Below are 21,225 nucleotides of genomic sequence, written 5' to 3'. Positions count from 1 at the left end.
CAAAAAACCCGCCTCGGCGGGTTTTTTGTCGTCTGCAGTCCGCTCTAACCCGCTTGTTTGCCAGTGCTCACCATTTGCATGGCCGAAGCGATCAGGCCCGAGACTTCGCTCATGTTGCCCGGCACGATCAGCGTGGTCTTGGCGTCTTGCGCCACCTTGGCATAGGCCTGTACCGCTTGTTCAGCCACTTTCAATTGGACTGCTTGTTCACCCCCGGGTTGGCGGATGGCGGTGGCAATACGTTCAATGGCCTGCGCCGTGGCATTGGCCATTTCGGTGATGGCGGCTGCATCGCCTTGTGCTTTGTTGATGGCCGCTTGCTTTTCGCCCTCTGAGCGGGCAATGAAGGCCTCGCGCTCGCCTGTGGCGATGTTGATCTGCTCTTGACGGCGACCTTCGGATGCCGCGATCAGCGCGCGCTTTTCACGCTCGGCGGTGATTTGCGATTGCATGGCCAACAAAATTTCTTTGGGTGGCGTCAAATCCTTGATCTCGTAGCGCAGCACTTTGACGCCCCAGTTGAGCGCCGCTTCGTCGATGGCCGCCACCACCTGCGCGTTGATGATGTCCCGTTCTTCAAAAGTCTTGTCCAGCTCCAACTTGCCGATCACGCTGCGTAAACTGGTTTGGGCCAACTGTGTCACGGCCACGATGTAGTTGGAAGAGCCATAACTGGCCAGTTTTGGGTCGGTGACCTGGAAATACAAAATACCGTCCACTTGCAGTTGGGTGTTGTCACGTGTGATGCAAATCTGGCTGGGCACGTCCAGTGGAATTTCTTTCAAGCTGTGTTTTTGAATCACGTTGTCGACAAAGGGCACCACAAAGTTGAGTCCAGGCGCCAAGCTGGCATGGAATTTACCCAAACGTTCAACCACCCAGGCCTCTTGTTGGGGAACCACTTTGACAGTTTTGACAATGAACAGGACCGCAATGATGAGTAAGACGAGAGCGATTTCCATTTTTTCCCTTGAAGTTGTGCTGATTGATGGGCTCAGAGGTGTTCGAGTACCAAGCGGTTGCCCGCCATGGTCTGGATGCGGAAGATGCCGGGTGTGGCGGCCTGGCCCGGCGCCAACACGGCAGTCCAGACGGCACCCCGGTGTTTGACTTGTGCGGTGCCTTGCGCATTCCAGACTTCGACTTGCACGGTGGCTCCCAGATCCAAATGCTGGTCCTGGGACTCTTGGGGTGTGGTGGTTTGCCGTTTGCGCCATTGGCCCAACAACACGGCCCCCAGTCCGCCGATGACAGCCGCTGAGACCAGCTGCATGTTCAGGTCATGGCCTGCCATAGCGACCAAAGCCGCGGCTGTTGTGCCCAGGCCCAACATCAGCAGGTAAAAAGTCCCGGTCACCAACTCCAAGGCCACCAAGCCGCCTGTGAGTACCCACCAGAGGGTGATGTTGTTCATGTCGATTTCTCCCGCAGCATGCGCGCATTGTGCCGTCTTCACATCCCAAACTTTATACACCGAGGTTTGGGGGCCGCAACCCGGGTCAAGCGCAAAACCGCAGCAAGACAAGGATAATCACCCCCATGCATTTTCCTGACCACCAACGCTGGCGCTTGTCTGTGGCCCCCATGATGGACTGGACCGACCGCCATTGCCGGTTTTTCCATCGCTTGATGACCCGCCACACCCTGCTCTACACCGAAATGGTGACCACCGGCGCCTTGCGCCACGGCAGTGTGCAGCGGCACCTGCGCTTCAACGCCGAAGAGCACCCCGTGGCCCTGCAACTGGGCGGCAGCGATGCCGCTGACCTGGCCCATGCCGCCAAGTTGGGGCAGGCGTGGGGGTATGACGAGATCAACCTCAACTGCGGCTGCCCCTCAGACCGCGTGCAGCGCGGTGCATTTGGCGCTTGCCTGATGAACGAACCGCGCACCGTGGCCGATGGCGTGAAAGCCATGCTGGACGTGGTGGATGTGCCGGTGACCGTGAAGCACCGCATTGGCATTGACCGCATCGAAAGCTACGACTTTGTGCGCGATTTTGTCGGCACCGTGAGCGAAGCGGGGTGCAAAGTTTTCATCGTCCATGCACGCAATGCTTGGCTCGATGGTCTGAGCCCCAAGGAAAATCGGGAGATTCCGCCCTTGCGTTACGAGCTGGCCTACCAGCTCAAAAAGGACTTTCCCGGGCTGCTGATCGCCGTGAACGGCGGCATCAAGACCAACGAAGACATTGCCCTGCATTTGCAGCACGCAGACGGCGTGATGATCGGGCGCGAAGCCTATTACAACCCTTGGCTCTTGGGCAGCTGGGACGCCGCGTTTTATGGCGACGCCCACGAGGTGCCGAGCCGCGAAGCGGTGGAAGAGGCCATGGTGGTCTACATGGAGCGGGCCTTCGCCGAAGATGGCTGCCCCTGGTACGCCATTGCCCGCCACATGCTGGGCCTGTACCACGGCCAGCGAGGCGGTCGTTTGTGGCGTCAGGTCTGGAGCGACCACAAGCTCAAGCCTTTGCCGCCGCGCGAGGTCTGGGCTTTGGCCCGTGCGGCACTGGCGCGTGGGGCGGTGGTCACGGACTGATGCTGGGTACGGCCGTCAGCCTGTTCAGGGTGAGGGGGTGTTGTCCGTCTCGCCACACAGGCGCCTGTTCTGAGCGCCGCTTAAAAGTGGAACTTCTCCACTTCACGGCGGTTGTTGTCGGCAATTTTTTCCAACTCCAGGGCTGTGGCCGTCAATTCGTCGGCAGCTGCGGCGTTGTTGCCGGCAATGTGGTTCAAGTTTGAGACGTTGGCATCGATTTCTTGCAAGGCGCTGCTTTGCTCTTCGACGGCTGCCGCAATGCGTTGCAGCATGCCATCTGTTTTCCCGGCGCCCGCTTCGATTTTGTCCATGTCTTCATTGACCCCCGAGACCGTTTGAACGGCTCGTTGCGCCTCGAGCGTGGCCTGTTTGACCAGGATCGCAATTTCTTTGGTGCTTTGCGCACTGCTGACGGCCAGCTTGCCCACTTCGTCCGCGACCACGGCAAAGCCTTTGCCATGCTCACCTGCGCGCGCCGCTTCAATGGCTGCGTTCAAGCTCAAGAGGTTGGTTCGGTTGGCAATGCTTTCGATGACCTCTGAGATTTTGTTGATCTTTTGAGAGTTGGCTGCGATGTTGTTCACGACCTCGGCCATGTGCAACATTTTTTGCTTCCCGCTGCGCACCAACGCCACGGACTCCCGCGATTGGTGGCTGGCTGACTCGGTGTTGCTGGACACATCGGCAATGGCGTCTGAACTCATGCGCAATGCGGTGGACACTTGGCTGATGGAGGTGGTCTGCGTGTCGGCGCCGGCCGCAATTTGTGACACGGCTTGGTTGGTTTGGGAGGCTTGGGCGGCCAAGAGTTGGGTGTTGGTGTTGAATTCACGCAGCGTGCCGGCCAGTGCGTCCAGAGATTGGTTGATGTTGATTTTGAGTTGCTCCAAATCACCACGACCGGCTGCCTGAACCCGACGGGTCAAGTTGCCCTGAGAAACGCGTGACATGACTTGGCCGACATCCCCCAGCATGGTTTCCAGTGCGGCAGTGGCTTGTGCCGCTTTGTCCAAGGTGAGCTTGAATTGCCCATGCACTTGGGCCTGAACCTGCATGCCAAAACGGCCATCCTGGAGTGATTCCATCACCTCGTGCAGGGCCGCCATGGTGACTTTGACACTTTCTGCACTGTCATTCACTGCTTGTTTCATGCTGGCCAAATCGCCACGCAGATCGGCCCTGATGCGGGTGTCAAAGTCGCCTTGCGCCATCGCCGACACCACTTGGTTGACCTCCCGAATGGCGCGTTGCTGCGCGTCCAGCATTTGGTTGAACGCGATGGCCGTCAAAGCCACTTCATCGCGACCGACTTGGGCCATGCGCTTGCTGAAATCCGATGTTTTTTCAACCTCGCTCAACAAGTTTTGCAATTGTTGCAGGGGCTGTGTGATGGATCGGGTGGTCAGCCAGGCGACCAGCAAAGCGATCACGACGGCCACGACCGCGATCGTCAACATGATGTTTTGACCCAATGAGGCGTTTTCTGCCGCATCGACAGCGAAAGCCTCGATCTCTTTTTTCTCTGTTTCAGCCAAAGCTTCGACGCTCAGGATGTAGTCCGTTTGAGGCTTGAGCATTTCCTCCACCAAGTACGCTTGTCCTCGCTCAATGCGCTTGGCCTGGATAAGCTCGATGAGCTTGTGCTCGTGGTCTTCGAAAACATGCCTGGCCTGGTTCAGTCGGCTCAATGCTGCTTGGCCCTCCGCCGAATCAACGGTGGCTTGAAGCCGCGAGACTGCCTCGGTGATTCGGGGTGTTGAATCTTTGATTTTCCCCAATTCAGCAGCGACCACTTGGGGGTCGTTGGCGATCAAAGCCGTGCGAATGGCGCGGGATTGGCGGTTCACTTCGTTTTCGATCGTTTGCGCCAGGTTGACTTTGATCAGCCGGTCATGCGCGATCATTTCCGTGTCTTTGGCAACATGGTTCAATTCCTGGACACCGATGGCCGCCAGGGAGACCAACAAGGCCAGCAAAAGGGCAAAGGACAGGCCCAGTCGGGTCCCGATGCGCAGGTTTTGGAGATTCAGCATTTTCGAAAATGGCCACGATTGAGTGGCTTAAACGTCAAAAATGTGATTCTAGTGAAAGTCCCTACATATTTAGGGTTTTATGGCCGAGCTCGGTGATGATTTTTCCAGCCTGAAGCCATGCGGCTTCAGGTGGCCGCTTCCAGCCCGTGGGTAAAGTGCGCTTGCATGCGCAGCGCTGCCAGATCTGGCTGGCGGTCTTTCAGGGCCTGAACGATGGCGCTGTGCTCGGCCAGCGATTGCGCCAAGCGACCTTCTTTGAACAACGAGTTGTGCCGGTTGAGCTTCATCACCTTGCGCAAATCGGCCACCATTTGGTTGCGCCAGCGGTTATCGGCCAGCTCCAGCAGCAGCATGTGGAAGGCTTCATTGATTTCAAAGAAACGATCCCGGTCTGCGGTGGCCTGTTCCAGGTCGCGATGCAGAGATTCAACTTGCTGGAGTTGAGCGGCTGTGGCGTTTTGGGCCACCGCACGGGCGGCGTCAGACTCCAGCAGGGCCAACAGGTGGTAGACATCGCGCAGGTCTTTCTCGCTGACCTCGGTCACATAAGCGCCCCGGCGCACCTTCATGGTCACCAGGCCTTCGGCCGCCAGCACCTTCAGCGCCTCACGCAAAGGCGTGCGGCTGATGCCCAAAGCCTCGGCAATGCGCAACTCGTCAATCCAGCTGCCCGGCTCCAATTCGCGCGCAAAAATCCGTTGCCGCAACAGTTCGGCAACTTCTTCGTACAGGGCGCGGGGTGCGAGGGACAGGGCGGACATGGTCAGTTTCAGGGCGGTGTGGGTGTTGGGTCGAATGGAATTTCAGGCGTTTCAGATGCCGAATTGTAAGCCGGTTAAAATATTCTGCATCAATAATTATGAATCACGGTACTTGTAAGCCGGTAGGCAGCCGCAGGCTGCCAAAATCCGTCTCAGCCATTTTTGACCCGAAAGCACAGCGCCATGACGTCCAAATCCTTTGAATTCAACGCTTCCAACTTGGAAGCCTGGCAAAAAGCAGCGGTCAAGTCCGCTCCCGGCGGTGATGTGAACGCGCTGAACTGGAAGACGCCCGACGGCATCGTCGTCAAGCCCCTCTACACCGCCGAAGACACGGCCCACTTGCCTTACGCCAACACGCTGCCGGGCTTTGAGCCTTTCTTGCGCGGCCCACAGGCCACCATGTACGCGGTGCGCCCCTGGACGATCCGCCAGTACGCGGGTTTTTCCACGGCCGAAGAGTCCAACGCCTTCTACCGCAAGGCCTTGGCCGCAGGCGGGCAGGGCGTGTCGGTGGCGTTTGACTTGGCCACGCACCGCGGTTACGACTCAGACCATCCCCGTGTGACCGGCGACGTGGGCAAGGCCGGTGTGGCCATCGACTCCGTCGAAGACATGAAGATCTTGTTTGACCAGATCCCGCTGGACAAAGTCAGCGTGTCCATGACCATGAACGGCGCGGTGTTGCCTGTGCTGGCCGGCTATGTGGTGGCGGCCGAAGAGCAGGGCGTCTCCCAAGACAAACTGAGTGGAACGATTCAGAACGACATTCTGAAAGAGTTCATGGTGCGCAACACCTACATCTACCCGCCAGGGGCCTCGATGAAGATCATCGGCGACATCATCGAGTACACGGCCAAGAACATGCCCAAGTTCAACTCGATCTCGATCTCGGGTTACCACATGCAAGAAGCCGGTGCCAACCAGGCGCTCGAGATGGCCTTCACCCTGGCCGATGGCAAGGAATACGTGAAGACGGCGATTGCCAAAGGCATGGACGTGGACGAGTTCGCCGGTCGCCTGTCCTTCTTCTGGGCGGTGGGCATGAACTTCTATTTGGAGATCGCCAAGATGCGCGCGGCCCGTTTGCTGTGGTGCCGCATCATGAAGGGCTTTGACGCCAAGAACCCCAAGAGCCTCATGCTGCGCACGCACAGCCAAACTTCCGGCTGGTCGCTGACAGAGCAAGACCCCTACAACAACGTGGTGCGCACCACCATCGAGGCCATGGCGGCCGTGTTTGGTGGCACCCAGTCGCTGCACACCAACTCGTTTGACGAAGCCATCGCGCTGCCCACCGAATTCAGCTCACGCATTGCCCGCAACACCCAGCTCATCATCCAAGAAGAAACCCACATCACCAACGTGATTGACCCCTGGGCTGGCAGCTACATGATGGAGAGCCTGACGCAAGAGATGGCCGACAAAGCCTGGGCCATCATCGAAGAAGTCGAGGCCATGGGCGGCATGACCCAAGCCGTGGGCAGCGGCTGGGCCAAGCTCAAGATCGAAGCGGCCGCCGCTGAAAAGCAGGCCCGCATCGACTCCGGCAAAGACGTCATCGTGGGCGTGAACAAATACAAGCTGGCGAAAGAAGACCCGATCGAGACCCTGTCGATTGACAACGTGCGTGTGCGCGACGGCCAGATCGAACGCCTGAACAAGATTCGTGCAACGCGTGACAGCGCCAAGGTGCAGGCCGCGCTGGACGCTTTGAGCGCAGCCGCCGAGTCGGGCCAAGGCAACCTGCTCGACCTGTCGATCCAGGCCGTGCGCCTGCGCGCCACCGTGGGCGAAGTGTCGGATGCGTTGGAGAAAGCCTTTGGCCGTCACCGCGCCGACACGCAAAAGGTGACGGGCGTTTACGCCGCGGCTTATGACGACGGCGAGAACGAGGGCGACACCATGGCGTACTGGAATCAGCTCAAAGCCGATATCGCTGCATTTGCCGACGCGCAAGGCCGCCGTCCCCGTGTGATGATCTCCAAGCTCGGCCAGGATGGCCATGACCGGGGCGCCAAAGTGGTGGCCACCGCTTTTGCCGACCTGGGCTACGACGTGGACATGGGCCCACTGTTCCAGACCCCCGAAGAGTGCGCCCGCCAAGCGATTGAAAACGACGTGCACGCCGTGGGCGTGAGCACGCTCGCCGCAGGCCACAAAACCCTGGTGCCCGCCATCATTGCCGAGCTCAAAAAGCAAGGCGCCGACGACATCATCGTGTTCGTGGGTGGTGTGATCCCGCGCCAGGACTACGACATGCTCTACGAAGCAGGCGTCAAGGGCATCTATGGCCCCGGCACCCCGATCCCGGTCAGCGCCAAGGATGTGCTGGAGCAGATCAAGAAGGCCCTCGGGTGAATCCTGCGCAGTTGCTCGACGGCTTGTTGCACGGCAACGCTGCTGGGCAGCGCCGCGCCATGGCCAAAGCCATCACGCTCCTCGAATCGACCCGCACCGATCACCGGGTTCAGGCCGACGAACTGCTCACGGCCATGCTGCCGCACACCGGGAAATCTTTCCGTTTGGGCATCAGCGGCGTCCCGGGCGTGGGCAAGTCCACCTTCATCGAGGCGCTGGGCCTGTACCTGATCGGTCAAGGCCACCGCGTGGCGGTGCTGGCGGTGGACCCGTCGAGCACCGTGTCGGGCGGCTCCATCTTGGGCGACAAGACCCGCATGGAGTTGCTCAGTGTGCACGAGCGCGCTTACATCCGCCCCAGCCCCAGCAGCGGCACTTTGGGCGGTGTGGCCGAAAAAACCCGCGAATCCATGCTGGTCTGCGAAGCGGCGGGCTATGACGTGGTGATCGTCGAGACCGTGGGCGTGGGCCAGTCCGAAACGGCGGTGGCCAACATGACCGACATGTTTGTGCTCATGCAATTGCCCAATGCGGGCGACGATTTGCAGGCCATCAAAAAAGGTGTGATGGAAATCGCCGATTTGGTGGTCATCAACAAAGCCGACATCGACGCCATCGCGGCCACCCGCGCCGAGCTGCAGATCACCAGTGCCCTGCAGCTGTTGGGCATGCACGGTGGCTCGGGCCACGCGCATGCCGACACCACGCAGTGGCACCCCAAAGTGGTCCAGCTGAGTGCTTTGCTCGGTCAAGGTGTAGAGGGGTTTTGGGCCGCGGTGAGCCAGTTCCGAAGCCTGCAAGCGGCCAATGGCCGATTGGCGCTGCGCCGCCAGCAACAAGCCTTGTCGTGGATGTGGGAGCGCATCGACGCGGGGCTCAAACACCATTTTCGGGTGCAGCCGCATGTGCAATCGCTGCTGCCCCAGCTCAGTCAACAAGTCGCAGGCGGCCAACTGGCTGCTTCGACGGCTGCGCGTCAATTGCTCAGCGCTTACCAAGTGCAGGCGTGATTTGAAATTTTTCTGGAGAAAAGAGAGCCACCATGCAAGACATCATTGAACAACTGGAAAAAAAGCGTGCTGCGGCCCGCTTGGGCGGCGGTCAAAAGCGCATCGACGCGCAGCACGCCAAAGGCAAACTCACGGCGCGTGAGCGCATCGAGGTCTTGCTCGATGAGGGCACTTTTGAAGAATGGGACATGTTTGTGGAGCACCGCTGCACAGACTTCGGCATGGAGGACAACAAGATTCCGGGGGATGGCGTGGTCACGGGCTACGGCATGATCAATGGCCGCCTGGTCTTTGTCTTCAGCCAAGACTTCACGGTCTACGGCGGTGCTTTATCAGAAACACATGCTGAAAAAATTTGCAAGATCATGGACCAGGCCATGAAAGTGGGCGCACCAGTGATCGGATTGAACGATTCGGGCGGTGCGCGCATTCAAGAAGGCGTGGCCTCGCTCGGCGGTTATGCCGATGTATTCCAACGCAACGTCATGGCTTCTGGCGTGGTGCCGCAGATCAGCATGATCATGGGCCCGTCGGCGGGTGGCGCGGTGTACTCGCCAGCGCTCACCGACTTCATTTTCATGGTCAAGGACACCTCCTATATGTTCGTCACTGGGCCTGAAGTGGTCAAAACGGTGACCCACGAAGAGGTGACCGCAGAAGAGCTGGGTGGCGCCTTGACGCACACCACCAAGAGTGGTGTGGCGGACATGGCTTTTGAGAACGACGTCGAAGCGCTGTTGATGCTGCGCCGTCTCTACAACTACTTGCCCCTCAACAACCGCGAAAAAGCGCCTGTACGCACCAGCGGTGACCCCTCTGGTCGTCTGGACATGAGCCTGGACACGCTGGTGCCCGAGAACCCCAACAAGGCGTATGACATGAAGGAGCTGATCGTCAAAACGGTGGACGATGGCGACTTCTTTGAGTTGCAGCCCGATTACGCCAAAAACATCCTGATCGGCTTTGCCCGCATGGAAGGCCAAACCGTGGGCATTGTGGCCAACCAGCCTTTGGTGCTGGCCGGCTGTTTGGACATCAAGAGCTCCATCAAGGCCGCTCGTTTTGTGCGTTTTTGCGATGCCTTCAACATCCCGGTCATCACCTTTGTGGACGTGCCCGGCTTCATGCCCGGTACCTCGCAAGAGTACGGCGGCATCATCAAGCACGGCGCCAAGTTGTTGTACGCGTATGCCGAATGCACCGTGCCCAAAATCACCGTCATCACCCGCAAAGCCTATGGCGGCGCGTACGACGTGATGGCTTCTAAACACCTGCGGGGCGACGTGAACTTCGCCTGGCCCAATGCCGAAATCGCGGTGATGGGGGCCAAGGGCGCGGTGGAGATCATCTTCCGCGAAGACAAGGGCGATCCTGAAAAGCTGGCCGCCAAAGAAGCCGAATACAAAGCCCGTTTTGCCAACCCCTTTGTGGCAGGCGCTCGCGGCTTTATTGATGACGTGATCCAGCCGCACGAGACCCGCAAGCGCATCTGCCGCTCGTTGGTGATGTTGAAAGACAAAAAGATCGACAACCCATGGCGCAAGCACGGGAACATTCCACTGTGATTGCCAAGGAGAAGAACAAGATGTTTACCAAAATTCTGATTGCCAACCGCGGCGAAATCGCCTGCCGAGTCATCGCCACCGCCCGCAAAATGGGCATCCAGACTGTGGCCGTTTATTCCGAAGCCGACAAAGAGGCGCGCCATGTGCAAATGGCGGACGAAGCCGTCTTGCTCGGCCCCGCGCCTTCGCGCGAGTCTTACTTGGTGGCCGAGAAAATCATGGCTGCAGCCAAAGCCACGGGCGCGCAGGCCATTCACCCCGGCTATGGCTTTCTGAGTGAGAACACCGAATTTGCCAAGCGCTGCGAAGACGAAGGCATCGCCTTCATCGGTCCCAAGTCGCATTCCATTGCGGCCATGGGCGACAAGATCGCCTCCAAAAAGTTGGCCAACGAAGCCCAGGTCAACACCATTCCCGGCTACAACGACGCCATCGACACCGCCGAGCAAGCGGTTGAAATCGCCAAGGGCATTGGCTATCCCGTGATGATCAAGGCCAGCGCCGGGGGCGGCGGCAAGGGTCTGCGCGTGGCTTACAACGACAAGGAGGCCTTTGAAGGCTTCACGTCCTGCCGCAACGAAGCGCGCAACAGCTTTGGCGACGACCGCGTGTTCATCGAGAAATACGTGCTCGAGCCGCGCCACATCGAGATCCAGATCCTGGGCGACAGCCACGGCAACGTGGTGTACTTGAACGAGCGCGAATGCTCCATCCAGCGCCGTCACCAAAAGGTCATCGAAGAGGCGCCTTCGCCCTTCATCTCAGACGCCACCCGCCAAGCCATGGGCGCGCAGGCCGTGGCCCTGGCCAAAGCCGTGCAGTACCAAAGCGCGGGCACGGTGGAGTTTGTGGTCGGCAAGGACCAGGACTTCTATTTTCTGGAAATGAACACCCGCTTGCAGGTCGAGCACCCGGTGACCGAGTGCATCACGGGCCTGGATTTGGTGGAGCAGATGATCCGCGTTGCGGCGGGCGAGAAGCTCTCGTTCGCTCAGGCCGACGTCAAGCGAGAGGGCTGGGCCATCGAGTGCCGCATCAACGCCGAAGATCCGTTCCGCAACTTTTTGCCATCGACTGGCCGCTTGGTGCGCTTTCAGACGCCCAAGCAGAGCATGTTCCAGGGCAACACCAGCGCCTTGCAGGGCGTGCGCGTGGACACGGGCGTGCAAGACGGTGGCGAGATCCCGATGTTCTACGACTCGATGATCGCCAAACTCATCGTGCATGGCCAAGACCGCAACGAGGCGATTGCCAAGATGCGCGAAGCCTTGAACGGCTTTGTGATCCGCGGCATCAGCTCCAACATCCCCTTCCAGGCCGCTTTGCTGGCGCATCCCAAGTTTGTGACGGGCCAGTTCAACACCGGCTTCATTGCCGAGCACTATGCCCATGGTTTCCGTGCCGAAGACGTGCCGCACGAGGACCACGACTTTTTGGCCGCGTTGGCAGCCTTTGTGCGCCGCAAGTCGCGTGAGCGTGCCGCCAACCTCAGCGGCCAATTGCCCGGTTACGACGTCAAGGTCGGTCAGGACTACACCGTGGTCGAACTGGGGCAGGGCGGCGACAACCGCTATGTGCAAGTGCATGTGGCCGAGTTGGCAGGTCAGCACGGGGAAGCGCAGATCACCATTGCAGGCAAAACCTATGCGATCCGAAGCAACTCGCGCCTGAACGACATCCGCATTGAAGGCTTCTGCAATGGTCAGCCGTTCACGGCCCAAGTTGAGCGGGGCACCACCAAGAATCCGCTGGCCCTGCAAGTGCAGCACAACGGCACCCGCATCGAAGCCCTGGTGATGTCGCCTCGCATGGCCGAGCTGCACAAGCTCATGCCGTTCAAAGCGCCTCCTGACCTGAGCCGCTATGTGATTTCGCCCATGCCTGGCCTGTTGGTGGAGGTGTCTGTTCAGCCGGGCCAAAAGGTGCAAGCCGGTGAGCGTGTGGCCGTGATCGAAGCCATGAAGATGGAAAACGTGCTCTTTGCCGCGCAAGATGGTGTGGTCAAAAAAGTGGTTGCGTCCAAGGGCGAATCGCTCACGGTGGACCAAATGATTGTGGAGTTCGAATAAATGAGCATCCAGCGCCCCTTCAAAGTGCTGGGCATCCAGCAAATTGCCATTGGCGGGCCTGACAAGGGTCGCTTGCAAAAACTCTGGGTCGACATGTTCGGCCTTGAGGTGACCGGCACCTTCCAGAGCGAACGCGAGAACGTGGATGAGGACATCTGCGCGATCGGCACAGGCCCATTCAAGGTCGAAGTCGATTTGATGCAGCCCCTGGACCCCGAAAAAAAGCCTGCCGTGCACACCACCCCGCTGAACCACATCGGTTTGTGGATCGACGACTTGCCGAGCGCTGTGACTTGGCTCACAGCCCAAGGCGTGCGCTTTGCGCCAGGCGGCATCCGCAAGGGCGCAGCCGGTTTCGACATCACGTTTTTGCACCCCAAGGCGAACGAAGCGTTTCCGATTGGCGGCGAAGGTGTGTTGATCGAGTTGGTGCAAGCACCGCAGGAAGTGGTCCAGGCTTTTGCAGCATTGGCAGCCCAACCGGTCTGAGACCCTGAGGTCCCAACCGATCCCCGAGATCGCTTCAAAGCCCGTCAGGCTCGGCTCTGGCGGGCTTTTGCTTTGGCCAGAGCCGCTTCGATGATGGCGCGTTTGCGGTCAACTTCGGGCTGAGCCTCTGTGCCCTTGGTGTGTTGGGCCAGATCCGCGAGTTTGTGTTCTGCTTTGGCCTGTAACTGCATGTGGTGGGCGTGATCTTCAAGCACGAGACGCGCCTGCCGCGCCAGGTAGCGCTGGCGTGCGGTGTTCGCTTGTTCGGGTGACCATGCGGCCCAGCCGGTCTTTTCACCCGTCACGTTCTCCAATTGGATGCAATCGACAGGGCAGACCGGGATGCACAACTCGCAACCCGTACACCAGGGCTCAATGACGGTGTGCATGAGCTTGTTGGCGCCCAAGATGGCATCGGTCGGACAGGCTTTGATGCACAGCGTGCAGCCGATGCACCAAGCTTCATCGACGATGGCGACTTGCCTGGGGCCTTCAGCACCATGCTCGGGGTTCAAGGCCAATATTGGCTGTCCCGTCAGTTGTGACAGCTTCTCAATACCCGCCATGCCGCCGGGTGGACATTGGTTGATGGCCGCCGTGCCTTGCGCCATGGCCAAGGCATAACTGGCGCAATCGGGATAGCCGCAGCGTGTGCACTGCGTTTGTGGCAGTGCGTCGTTCAGGCATTGAAAAAGCGCCTGGGTCTCAGGCGCTGTTTCTGGGCGGCTTGGCATAGGCCTCAGTCTTTTTTCTTGGGGGCAACCCAGTTGGTTTTCACCGCGGTCGCGTTGGCTTTGGCGGCAGACTTGGCTGTCCCTTTGGGCGCTGTTTTGACCGGTGCTTTGGCGACAGCTGCTTTGGCTGCCGATGCTGTGACGGCTGCCTTCGTCGGTGCTTTGGCGGCTGCCTTCACAACTGCTTTGACCGCAGCTTTCTCGGCCGGCTTGCTCGAAACTTGCGGGGCTGCCACCGCTGGCGCAACGGCAACCGGTTGGACTGCTGCCGCTGTCTCTGTTGCGGGTTGCTTCGCTGCAGCTTGCACTGCTACAGGTTGCTCTGCTACGGGTTGCTCTGCCACGACTTGCTTGACTGGGGCGGTCTTGGACGCCTGCGAAGCCGTGTGGTCCAGGATGAACTTGACCACTTGCGGGTACACCACATTGCGCCAGCGGCTGCCGCTGAAGATGCCATAGTGGCCTGCACCTGGCACTTCCAGGTGCAAGCGGTCATTGGCCGCCACGCCTGTGCACATGTCTTGTGCCGCGCGGGTCTGTCCGGAGCCGGAGATGTCGTCCAATTCGCCCTCTACTGTCATCAGAGCGGTGCCTTGGATGTCCTGTGGGCGAACACGTTCGACTTTGCCGTCCACACTTTTCACGTCCCAGGTGCCGTTGACCAGTTTGAAGTCCTGGAAGACAGTCTGGATGGTCTCCAGGTAGTAGTCTGCGTCCATGTCCAGCACGGCGTTGTATTCGTCATAAAACTTGCGGTGCGCTTCTGTGCTGGCGTCGTCGCCTTTGATCAGGTCTTTGAAGTAGTCGTAATGGCTCTTGGCATGACGGTCGGGGTTCATGGCCACGAAACCTGTGTACTGCAAAAAGCCAGGGTACACGCGTCGACCTGCACCGGGGAAATTGGCTGGAACGCGGTAAATGACGTTGTTCTCAAACCATTCGAAGCTCTTGTTGGTGGCCAGGTTGTTCACCGAGGTGGGCGACTTGCGCGCGTCAATCGGGCCGCCCATCATGGTCATGGTCAGTGGCGTCTTTTCGCCACGGCTGGCCATGAGCGAGACCGCCGCCATCACGGGCACCGTGGGCTGGCACACGCTCACAATGTGGCAGTTGCCGTAAATCGATTGCAGATGACGGATGAATTCCTGCACATAGTTGATGTAGTCATCCAAATGGAATTCGCCTTCCGCCAGAGGCACCAAACGGGCGTTTTTCCAATCGGTGATGTAGACCTTGTGGTCTTGCAACATGGTTTTCACGGTGTCACGCAACAAAGTCGCGTAGTGACCGGACAAAGGCGCCACGATCAACACGGCTGGCTGTGATTTGAGCCGTGTCAGCGTGGCCGGATCGTCAGAAAAGCGTTTGAAGCGACGCAGTTCGCAAAAAGACTTGTCGATTTCGATGCGTTCATGAATGGCCACATCGGTTTGGTTGACTTTGACAGTTTTGATGCCAAATTCTGGCTTTTCATAGTCCTTGCCCAAACGGTGCATCAAGGCATAACCGGCTGAAGTGCGTTGGGCCAATGGCGTCTGCGACATCGGGTTCAAGGGGTTGCTGAAAAGCTTTGCAGCCGCTTGCGCCAGATCGGAAAAAGGCTCCATGATCGAGCGTTGAGTTTCAAAAATCTGATAAAGCATTTGGCATTTCCCTTGACACAAAATGGTGCGGTGCAGCAATACTACAGGAGACCGCTCGGTATTTTTTGAGTGGTGCCCCTAATTGGCAGTCACCTTCCTGACCGTCCAAAAAGAAACCGCCCCGTCAGGGGCGGTTGCAAGCCGGGCGTCAGACTTGATGGGGGTCAATTTCAGATGACTTTGGCAATGGCCGCACAAACATAATCGATGTTTTTGCTGTTGAGCGCCGCCACGCACATGCGGCCGGTGTCCGTGCCGTACACGCCAAACTCGCTGCGCAGACGCACCATTTGGTCTTTGGTGAGGCCCGAGTAGCTGAACATGCCGATCTGCGTGGTGATGAAGCTCATGTCTTGCTTCACACCCGCGACTTTGAGGCTGTCGACCAGCTTTTGACGCATGGCTTTGATGCGCACACGCATTTCAGCCAATTCACTTTCCCACTGGGCACGCAGCTCAGGGTTGTTCAACACCGCAGCCACCACCGCGCCACCGTGGATGGGTGGGTTGGAGTAGTTGGTGCGGATGGCGATCTTGAGTTGCGACAACACGCGGGAAGCTTCTTCTTTGTCTGAAGCCACCACCGACAGGGCACCCACCCGCTCGCCATACAGGCTGAAACTCTTGGAAAAAGAGGTGGAGACAAAAATGTTCAGGCCCGCAGCCACAAACTTGCCGATCACAGCGCCGTCTTCGGCAATGCCGTGGCCAAAGCCCTGGTACGCCATGTCCAAGAAAGGGGTCAGGCCCTTGGCCTTGACCACGTTGATGACTTGGTCCCACTGTGCATCGGTGATGTCGTAGCCGGTGGGGTTGTGGCAGCAAGCGTGCAGCACCACGATGGTGCCAGCAGCGGCGCCATTGAGGCTGGCCAGCATGCCGTCAAAGTTCACGCCACGCTTGTCGGCGTCGAAATACGCATAGGTGCCGACTTCAAAACCGGCATTGACAAAGATGGCACGGTGGTTTTCCCAGCTGGGGTCAGAGATCAGCACTTGGGCGTTGGGGCTGACTTTCTTCAGGAAGTCGGCACCGATTTTCAGGCCGCCCGTGCCGCCGATGGCTTGCACAGTGGACACGCGCCCCGACTTGACCACATCCGATTCTGCGCCAAACACCAGTGCTTTGACCGCATTGTCATAGGCGACGATGCCGTCGATGGGCAGATAACCACGGGCTGTGGGGGTGGCCATCATGGTTTTTTCTGCGGTTTGCACACATTGCAACAGGGGCAGCTTGCCGTTGTCGTCGAAATACACGCCCACGCCCAAGTTCACTTTGTTGGGGTTGGTGTCGGCGTTGAATTGTTCATTCAGACCCAGAATCGGGTCGCGGGGGGCCATTTCGACGGCGGAAAACAGAGACATGGAAAGTCCTTGGATTGTGTACATGGGTGGCAGAAAACCCGTTCCTCGGTTAGGCTTTCGGGTTGTCCTTGATTTTAACGGCCCCTGTTGCCTGGTTTGGCCCACAGACCCTCACAAAAGAAGTCCACTTTGTCTGAAATCCCAGTTCTTGATGTTGTGCCAGACGCTGGCCCCGACGCCGCGGGCCAATTCATCAGCTACCCCGGTTCGCCTTTCGAGCTTTACCAACCGTACCCGCCTGCGGGAGACCAGCCTGTGGCGATTGAACAGTTGGTCGAGGGGGTGAACGATGGCGAAGTGTTCCAGACTTTGCTGGGGGTGACCGGTTCGGGCAAAACCTTCACCATGGCCAACGTGATCGCTCAGGTGGGGCGCCCGGCCATCGTGTTTGCGCCCAACAAGACATTGGCTGCACAGCTCTACAGCGAGTTTCGTGAGTTCTTTCCGAAGAACGCGGTGGAGTATTTCGTCAGTTACTACGACTACTACCAGCCTGAGGCCTACGTGCCCCAGCGAGATTTGTTCATCGAAAAAGACTCGGCCATCAACGAGCACATCGAGCAGATGCGCTTGTCGTGTACCAAGAGCATCATGGAGCGGCGCGATGTGGTCATTGTGGCCACCGTGTCGGCCATCTACGGCATTGGCGAGCCCGAGAGTTACCACCGCATGATCATGACGCTGCGCACCGGTGACAAGCTGGGCCAGCGCGATGTGATCGCCCAGCTCATTCGCATGCAGTACCAGCGCAATGACATGGAGTTCAGTCGGGGGAAATTCCGAGTGCGCGGCGACACCATCGATGTGTTCCCGGCCGAACACTCCGAGTTGGCCATCCGCGTCGAGTTGTTTGACGACGAAATTGAAAGCTTGCAGCTGTTTGACCCCTTGACGGGTCGAATCCGCCAGAAGATCCCGCGTTTCACGGTGTATCCCTCCAGCCATTACGTCACCCCGCGAGACAAAGTGTTGGCTGCAGTAGAAACCATCAAGGTCGAGCTGGCCCAGCGTCTGAAAGAACTGGTGGGCATGGGCAAACTGGTCGAGGCTCAGCGGCTCGAGCAGCGCACCCGGTTTGACCTGGAAATGCTGTCCGAAGTGGGGCACTGCAAGGGCATTGAAAACTACACCCGACACCTGTCGGGTGCCGCCCCGGGCGATGCACCCAGCACGCTCACCGACTACATGCCACCCGACGCCATCATGTTCTTGGACGAGAGCCACCAAATGATCGGCCAGCTCAACGCCATGTACAACGGCGACCGAGCTCGCAAAACCACCTTGGTGGAGTATGGCTTTCGTCTGCCCAGCGCCTTGGACAACCGCCCCCTCAAGTTTGAGGAGTTTGAGCAACGCATGCGCCAGTGCATCTTTGTTTCGGCCACGCCCGCCGACTACGAAAAAACGCATGCGGGCAAAGTGGTGGAACAGGTGGTCAGGCCCACGGGCTTGGTCGACCCCGAGGTGGAAGTGCGTCCCGCCACGCACCAGGTGGACGACGTGCTGCAGGAGATCCGTATCCGGGTGGACAAGCACGAGCGTGTGCTCATCACCACACTGACCAAACGCATGGCCGAGCAACTGACCGATTACCTGAGCGACAACGGTGTGAAGGTGCGCTACCTGCACAGCGATGTGGACACGGTAGAGCGCGTGGAAATTTTGCGTGACTTGCGCCTAGGGGCGTTTGACGTGCTGGTGGGCATCAACTTGCTGCGCGAAGGCCTGGACATCCCCGAGGTCTCGCTGGTGGCCATTCTGGATGCGGACAAAGAGGGCTTTTTGCGTTCTGAACGCAGTTTGATCCAAACCATTGGCCGAGCAGCCCGAAACCTCAATGGCCGCGCCATTTTGTACGCTGACCGCATCACCGAGTCGATGAAAAAAGCCATGGGCGAGACCGAGCGCCGCCGCATCAAGCAGGTGGCGCACAACGAGGCGATGGGCATCACGCCCAAGAGCATTGTCAAAAAGGTGAAAGACCTGATTGATGGCGTGTACAGCGAAAAGTCGGGCAAAGAAGCAGAGCGCCTGGAGCAAGCCGCGCTGCAGCGGGCCAAAGTGGAAGACATGAGCGAGAAAGACATCGCCCGAGCCATCAAACAGCTGGAAAAGCAAATGATGGAGCACGCGCGCAACCTGGAGTTCGAGAAAGCCGCCCAGGTGCGTGACCAGTTGACCATTTTGAAAGAGCAGGCCTTTGGCGCAACGGGTGGGGACAACATCGTGCCCCTGATCCGGGCCTGAAATTGAAGCCAATACCCCTTTAACCCGAGTGTTTTAATCGGGATTGCTTTATACTTGACTCGCTTAGTCGGGAACTCCCGGATGTCCCGGCCCAGCACCCCCTCAAATTAGGAGTCTGCCATGCGTTTAACCACCAAAGGCCGTTTCGCCGTCACAGCCATGATCGATTTGGCCCTGCGCCAAGATGCGGGCCCTGTGACTTTGGCCGCCATCAGCCAGCGCCAACAGATTTCACTGTCTTATTTAGAGCAGTTGTTTGGCAAGCTGCGCCGCCACAACCTGGTCGAGTCCACCCGCGGGCCTGGTGGTGGTTACACCTTGGGCCGCAAATCGACGGACATCACGGTGGCCGACATCATTTTGTCGGTGGACGAGCCCATCGACGCCACCCATTGTGGTGGCAAGGAAAACTGCAACGGCGGTGAAGGCCGTTGCATGACACACGACCTGTGGGCTTCATTGAATTCCAAAATGGTCGAGTTTCTCGATTCTGTTTCTCTGCAAAAGCTGGTGGACGACCAGTTGGCCAAAGGCTTGATCGTCGAGAACAAGCCCAGCATCAAGCGCGCCATTGCCCCTATGCCCATCAGCCAGCCCATCCGTGTGAATGTGCCCAACTCGGTGTTTGACCTGGGCAATATGTTCGCCAAATCCTGATTCCTGAAAAAGAACCGACCATGACCACGCCTCATTTACCCATCTACCTTGATTACGGTGCCACCAACCCTTGCGATCCCCGCGTGGTGGACGCGATCGTGCCTTGGTTGCGTGAGCACTTTGGCAACCCCGCGTCCCGCAGCCACGCTTGGGGCTGGGAAGCCGAAGCGGCCGTTGAAACCGCCCGCGAGCAAGTGGCCGACCTGATTGGCGCGGACCCCCGTGAAATCGTTTGGACCAGCGGTGCCACCGAATCCAACAACTTGGCCATCAAGGGCGCCGCCAATTTCTACAAGTCACGTGGCAAGCACCTGATCACCGTCAAGACCGAGCACAAAGCCGTGCTGGACACCATGCGTGAGCTGGAGCGTCAGGGTTTTGAAGTCACATACCTCGACGTGCAGGCCGATGGCTTGCTCAGCATGGATGCGCTCAAAGCCGCCATACGCCCCGACACCATTCTGATCAGCGTGATGTTCGTGAACAACGAAATCGGCGTGATCCAGGACGTGACCGCGATTGGCAACCTGTGCCGCGAAAAAGGCATCGTCTTCCACGTCGATGCGGCGCAAGCCACGGGCAAGGTCGAGATCGACATGACCCAACTGCCCATCGATTTGATGAGCTTGGCCTCGCACAAAACCTACGGCCCCAAAGGCATTGGCGCTTTGTATGTGCGCCGCAAGCCCCGCATTCGCTTGGAAGCGCAAATGCACGGCGGCGGTCACGAGCGAGGCATGCGCTCGGGCACCTTGCCCACCCACCAGTGCGTGGGCATGGGCGAAGCTTTCCGCATCGCCAAGTTGGAGATGGCGCAAGACAACGCCAAGGCCCGCGCCTTGCACGACCGCCTGATCAACGGCCTGAGCGACATGGAACAGGTGTTTTTGAACGGCCACGCCACCCAGCGCGTGCCCCACAACATCAACATGAGCTTCAATTTTGTGGAAGGCGAATCGCTCATCATGGGCATCAAAGGTTTGGCCGTGTCGTCCGGTTCTGCCTGCACATCCGCCAGTCTGGAGCCGAGCTACGTGTTGCGCGCCCTGGGCCGCAGCGACGAGCTGGCGCACAGCAGCCTGCGCATGACGATTGGCCGCTGGACCACCGAAGAAGACATCGACTACGCGATCCAAACCATCCGTGAGAACGTGGCCAAGCTGCGTGACTTGAGCCCCCTGTGGGAAATGCACAAGGATGGCATCGATCTGAGCACCATCCAGTGGGCCGCTCACTGAGCCGCGTCGCCCAAACGGCCCAGGGCTTTGTCGCGCTGTCTTGCCGTGCTCAAGCACTGTCTGCGACAACGCTTCGCGCCCTGAACCCTTTGGGCTTAGCGGCATAAATTTAGGAGAATTGAAATGGCTTATTCTGAAAAAGTGGTTGACCACTACGAAAACCCCCGCAACGTGGGCTCGTTTGACAAGGGCGATGACAGCGTGGGCACCGGCATGGTCGGGGCGCCAGCTTGCGGCGACGTGATGAAACTGCAGATCAAGGTCAACCCGCAAACCGGTGTGATCGAAGACGCACGCTTCAAAACCTACGGCTGCGGCTCGGCCATCGCCTCCAGCTCGCTCGTGACCGAGTGGGTCAAGGGCAAGACACTCGACGAAGCAGCTGCTCTGAAGAACAGCCAAATCGCCGAAGAGCTGGCGCTGCCGCCCGTCAAGATCCACTGCTCCATCTTGGCCGAAGACGCCATCAAGGCCGCAGTGGACGACTACAAAAAGAAACACCTGAACTGA

Annotated in this window: 17 protein-coding genes; 10 read left to right on the top strand and 7 right to left on the bottom strand. The window is 58.9% G+C overall.

Annotation, left to right across the window (positions count from 1 at the left end):
* Window positions 1-44: 44 nt before the first annotated feature.
* Window positions 45-962 carry an SPFH domain-containing protein gene (locus ACHEXK_RS08890; RefSeq protein ID WP_416545353.1) on the bottom strand — a complete coding sequence of 306 codons (918 nt, stop codon included), beginning with the start codon at window positions 960-962 and terminating at the stop codon, window positions 45-47.
* Between the two features lie 32 nt (window positions 963-994).
* Window positions 995-1,414, bottom strand: coding sequence for an NfeD family protein (locus tag ACHEXK_RS08885; protein ID WP_416545351.1), 420 nt, complete (start codon window positions 1,412-1,414; stop codon window positions 995-997).
* A gap of 125 nt (window positions 1,415-1,539) precedes the next feature.
* Between ACHEXK_RS08885 and dusA the strand changes: the two genes are divergently transcribed.
* Window positions 1,540-2,541, top strand: coding sequence for a tRNA dihydrouridine(20/20a) synthase DusA (gene dusA / locus ACHEXK_RS08880; protein ID WP_416545349.1), 1,002 nt, complete (start codon window positions 1,540-1,542; stop codon window positions 2,539-2,541).
* A gap of 80 nt (window positions 2,542-2,621) precedes the next feature.
* Here dusA and ACHEXK_RS08875 read toward each other — a convergent pair whose 3' ends face one another.
* Window positions 2,622-4,574, bottom strand: coding sequence for a methyl-accepting chemotaxis protein (locus ACHEXK_RS08875; RefSeq protein WP_416545347.1), 1,953 nt, complete (start codon window positions 4,572-4,574; stop codon window positions 2,622-2,624).
* A gap of 125 nt (window positions 4,575-4,699) precedes the next feature.
* Entirely contained in the window at window positions 4,700-5,335 is a 636-nt protein-coding gene (locus ACHEXK_RS08870; protein WP_416545345.1) for a GntR family transcriptional regulator, read from the bottom strand.
* 183 nt (window positions 5,336-5,518) lie between these two features.
* Here ACHEXK_RS08870 and scpA point away from each other — a divergent pair, with 183 nt between their 5' ends.
* Genes scpA through ACHEXK_RS08845 form a run of 5 tightly spaced genes read left to right on the top strand, consistent with a single transcriptional unit; the run spans window position 5,519 to window position 12,829 of the window.
* Complete coding sequence (scpA, locus tag ACHEXK_RS08865; protein ID WP_416545343.1) at window positions 5,519-7,696, top strand: methylmalonyl-CoA mutase; 2,178 nt, start codon at window positions 5,519-5,521, stop codon at window positions 7,694-7,696.
* Window positions 7,693-8,706: a methylmalonyl Co-A mutase-associated GTPase MeaB gene (gene meaB / locus ACHEXK_RS08860; RefSeq protein WP_416545341.1), complete on the top strand. Its 1,014-nt coding sequence runs from the start codon at window positions 7,693-7,695 to the stop codon at window positions 8,704-8,706. Before scpA ends, meaB begins: the two co-directional genes overlap by 4 nt.
* 32 nt (window positions 8,707-8,738) lie before the next feature.
* The gene (locus ACHEXK_RS08855) at window positions 8,739-10,271 is read left to right on the top strand and encodes an acyl-CoA carboxylase subunit beta (RefSeq protein WP_416545340.1); all 1,533 of its coding nucleotides are present in this window, start codon (window positions 8,739-8,741) and stop codon (window positions 10,269-10,271) included.
* 20 nt (window positions 10,272-10,291) lie between these two features.
* Window positions 10,292-12,340 (top strand): acetyl-CoA carboxylase biotin carboxylase subunit, encoded by a 2,049-nt coding sequence (locus tag ACHEXK_RS08850; RefSeq protein ID WP_416545338.1) that lies wholly within the window; start codon window positions 10,292-10,294, stop codon window positions 12,338-12,340.
* Window positions 12,341-12,829 carry a VOC family protein gene (locus ACHEXK_RS08845; protein WP_416545336.1) on the top strand — a complete coding sequence of 163 codons (489 nt, stop codon included), beginning with the start codon at window positions 12,341-12,343 and terminating at the stop codon, window positions 12,827-12,829.
* Window positions 12,830-12,873: 44 nt separating this feature from the next.
* On the opposite strand, the gene rsxB is transcribed toward ACHEXK_RS08845, so the two are convergent.
* The 3 genes from rsxB to ACHEXK_RS08830 form a co-directional block, all read right to left on the bottom strand.
* The gene (rsxB, locus tag ACHEXK_RS08840; RefSeq protein WP_416545334.1) at window positions 12,874-13,563 is read right to left on the bottom strand and encodes an electron transport complex subunit RsxB; all 690 of its coding nucleotides are present in this window, start codon (window positions 13,561-13,563) and stop codon (window positions 12,874-12,876) included.
* Between the two features lie 5 nt (window positions 13,564-13,568).
* Window positions 13,569-15,206, bottom strand: coding sequence for a polyhydroxyalkanoate depolymerase (locus ACHEXK_RS08835; RefSeq protein ID WP_416545332.1), 1,638 nt, complete (start codon window positions 15,204-15,206; stop codon window positions 13,569-13,571).
* Between the two features lie 170 nt (window positions 15,207-15,376).
* On the bottom strand, window positions 15,377-16,573 hold the full coding sequence (locus ACHEXK_RS08830; protein WP_416545330.1) for an amino acid aminotransferase: 1,197 nt from the start codon (window positions 16,571-16,573) through the stop codon (window positions 15,377-15,379).
* Window positions 16,574-16,711: 138 nt separating this feature from the next.
* Here ACHEXK_RS08830 and uvrB point away from each other — a divergent pair, with 138 nt between their 5' ends.
* The 4 genes from uvrB (at window position 16,712) to iscU (ending at window position 21,225) form a co-directional block, all read left to right on the top strand.
* On the top strand, window positions 16,712-18,820 hold the full coding sequence (gene uvrB, locus ACHEXK_RS08825; RefSeq protein ID WP_416548905.1) for an excinuclease ABC subunit UvrB: 2,109 nt from the start codon (window positions 16,712-16,714) through the stop codon (window positions 18,818-18,820).
* A 120-nt stretch (window positions 18,821-18,940) separates the two neighbouring features.
* Complete coding sequence (gene iscR / locus ACHEXK_RS08820) at window positions 18,941-19,477, top strand: Fe-S cluster assembly transcriptional regulator IscR (RefSeq protein WP_416545328.1); 537 nt, start codon at window positions 18,941-18,943, stop codon at window positions 19,475-19,477.
* A 20-nt stretch (window positions 19,478-19,497) separates the two neighbouring features.
* Window positions 19,498-20,715: an IscS subfamily cysteine desulfurase gene (locus tag ACHEXK_RS08815; protein WP_416545326.1), complete on the top strand. Its 1,218-nt coding sequence runs from the start codon at window positions 19,498-19,500 to the stop codon at window positions 20,713-20,715.
* A gap of 123 nt (window positions 20,716-20,838) precedes the next feature.
* Window positions 20,839-21,225: a Fe-S cluster assembly scaffold IscU gene (gene iscU, locus ACHEXK_RS08810; protein WP_019429402.1), complete on the top strand. Its 387-nt coding sequence runs from the start codon at window positions 20,839-20,841 to the stop codon at window positions 21,223-21,225.

Source organism: Limnohabitans sp. DCL3, assembly GCF_048019295.1.
Classification (GTDB): Bacteria; Pseudomonadota; Gammaproteobacteria; order Burkholderiales; family Burkholderiaceae_C; genus Limnohabitans_A.
The sequence above is the reverse complement of the archived record's forward strand: the minus strand, read 5'-3'. Positions and strand labels throughout refer to the sequence as shown.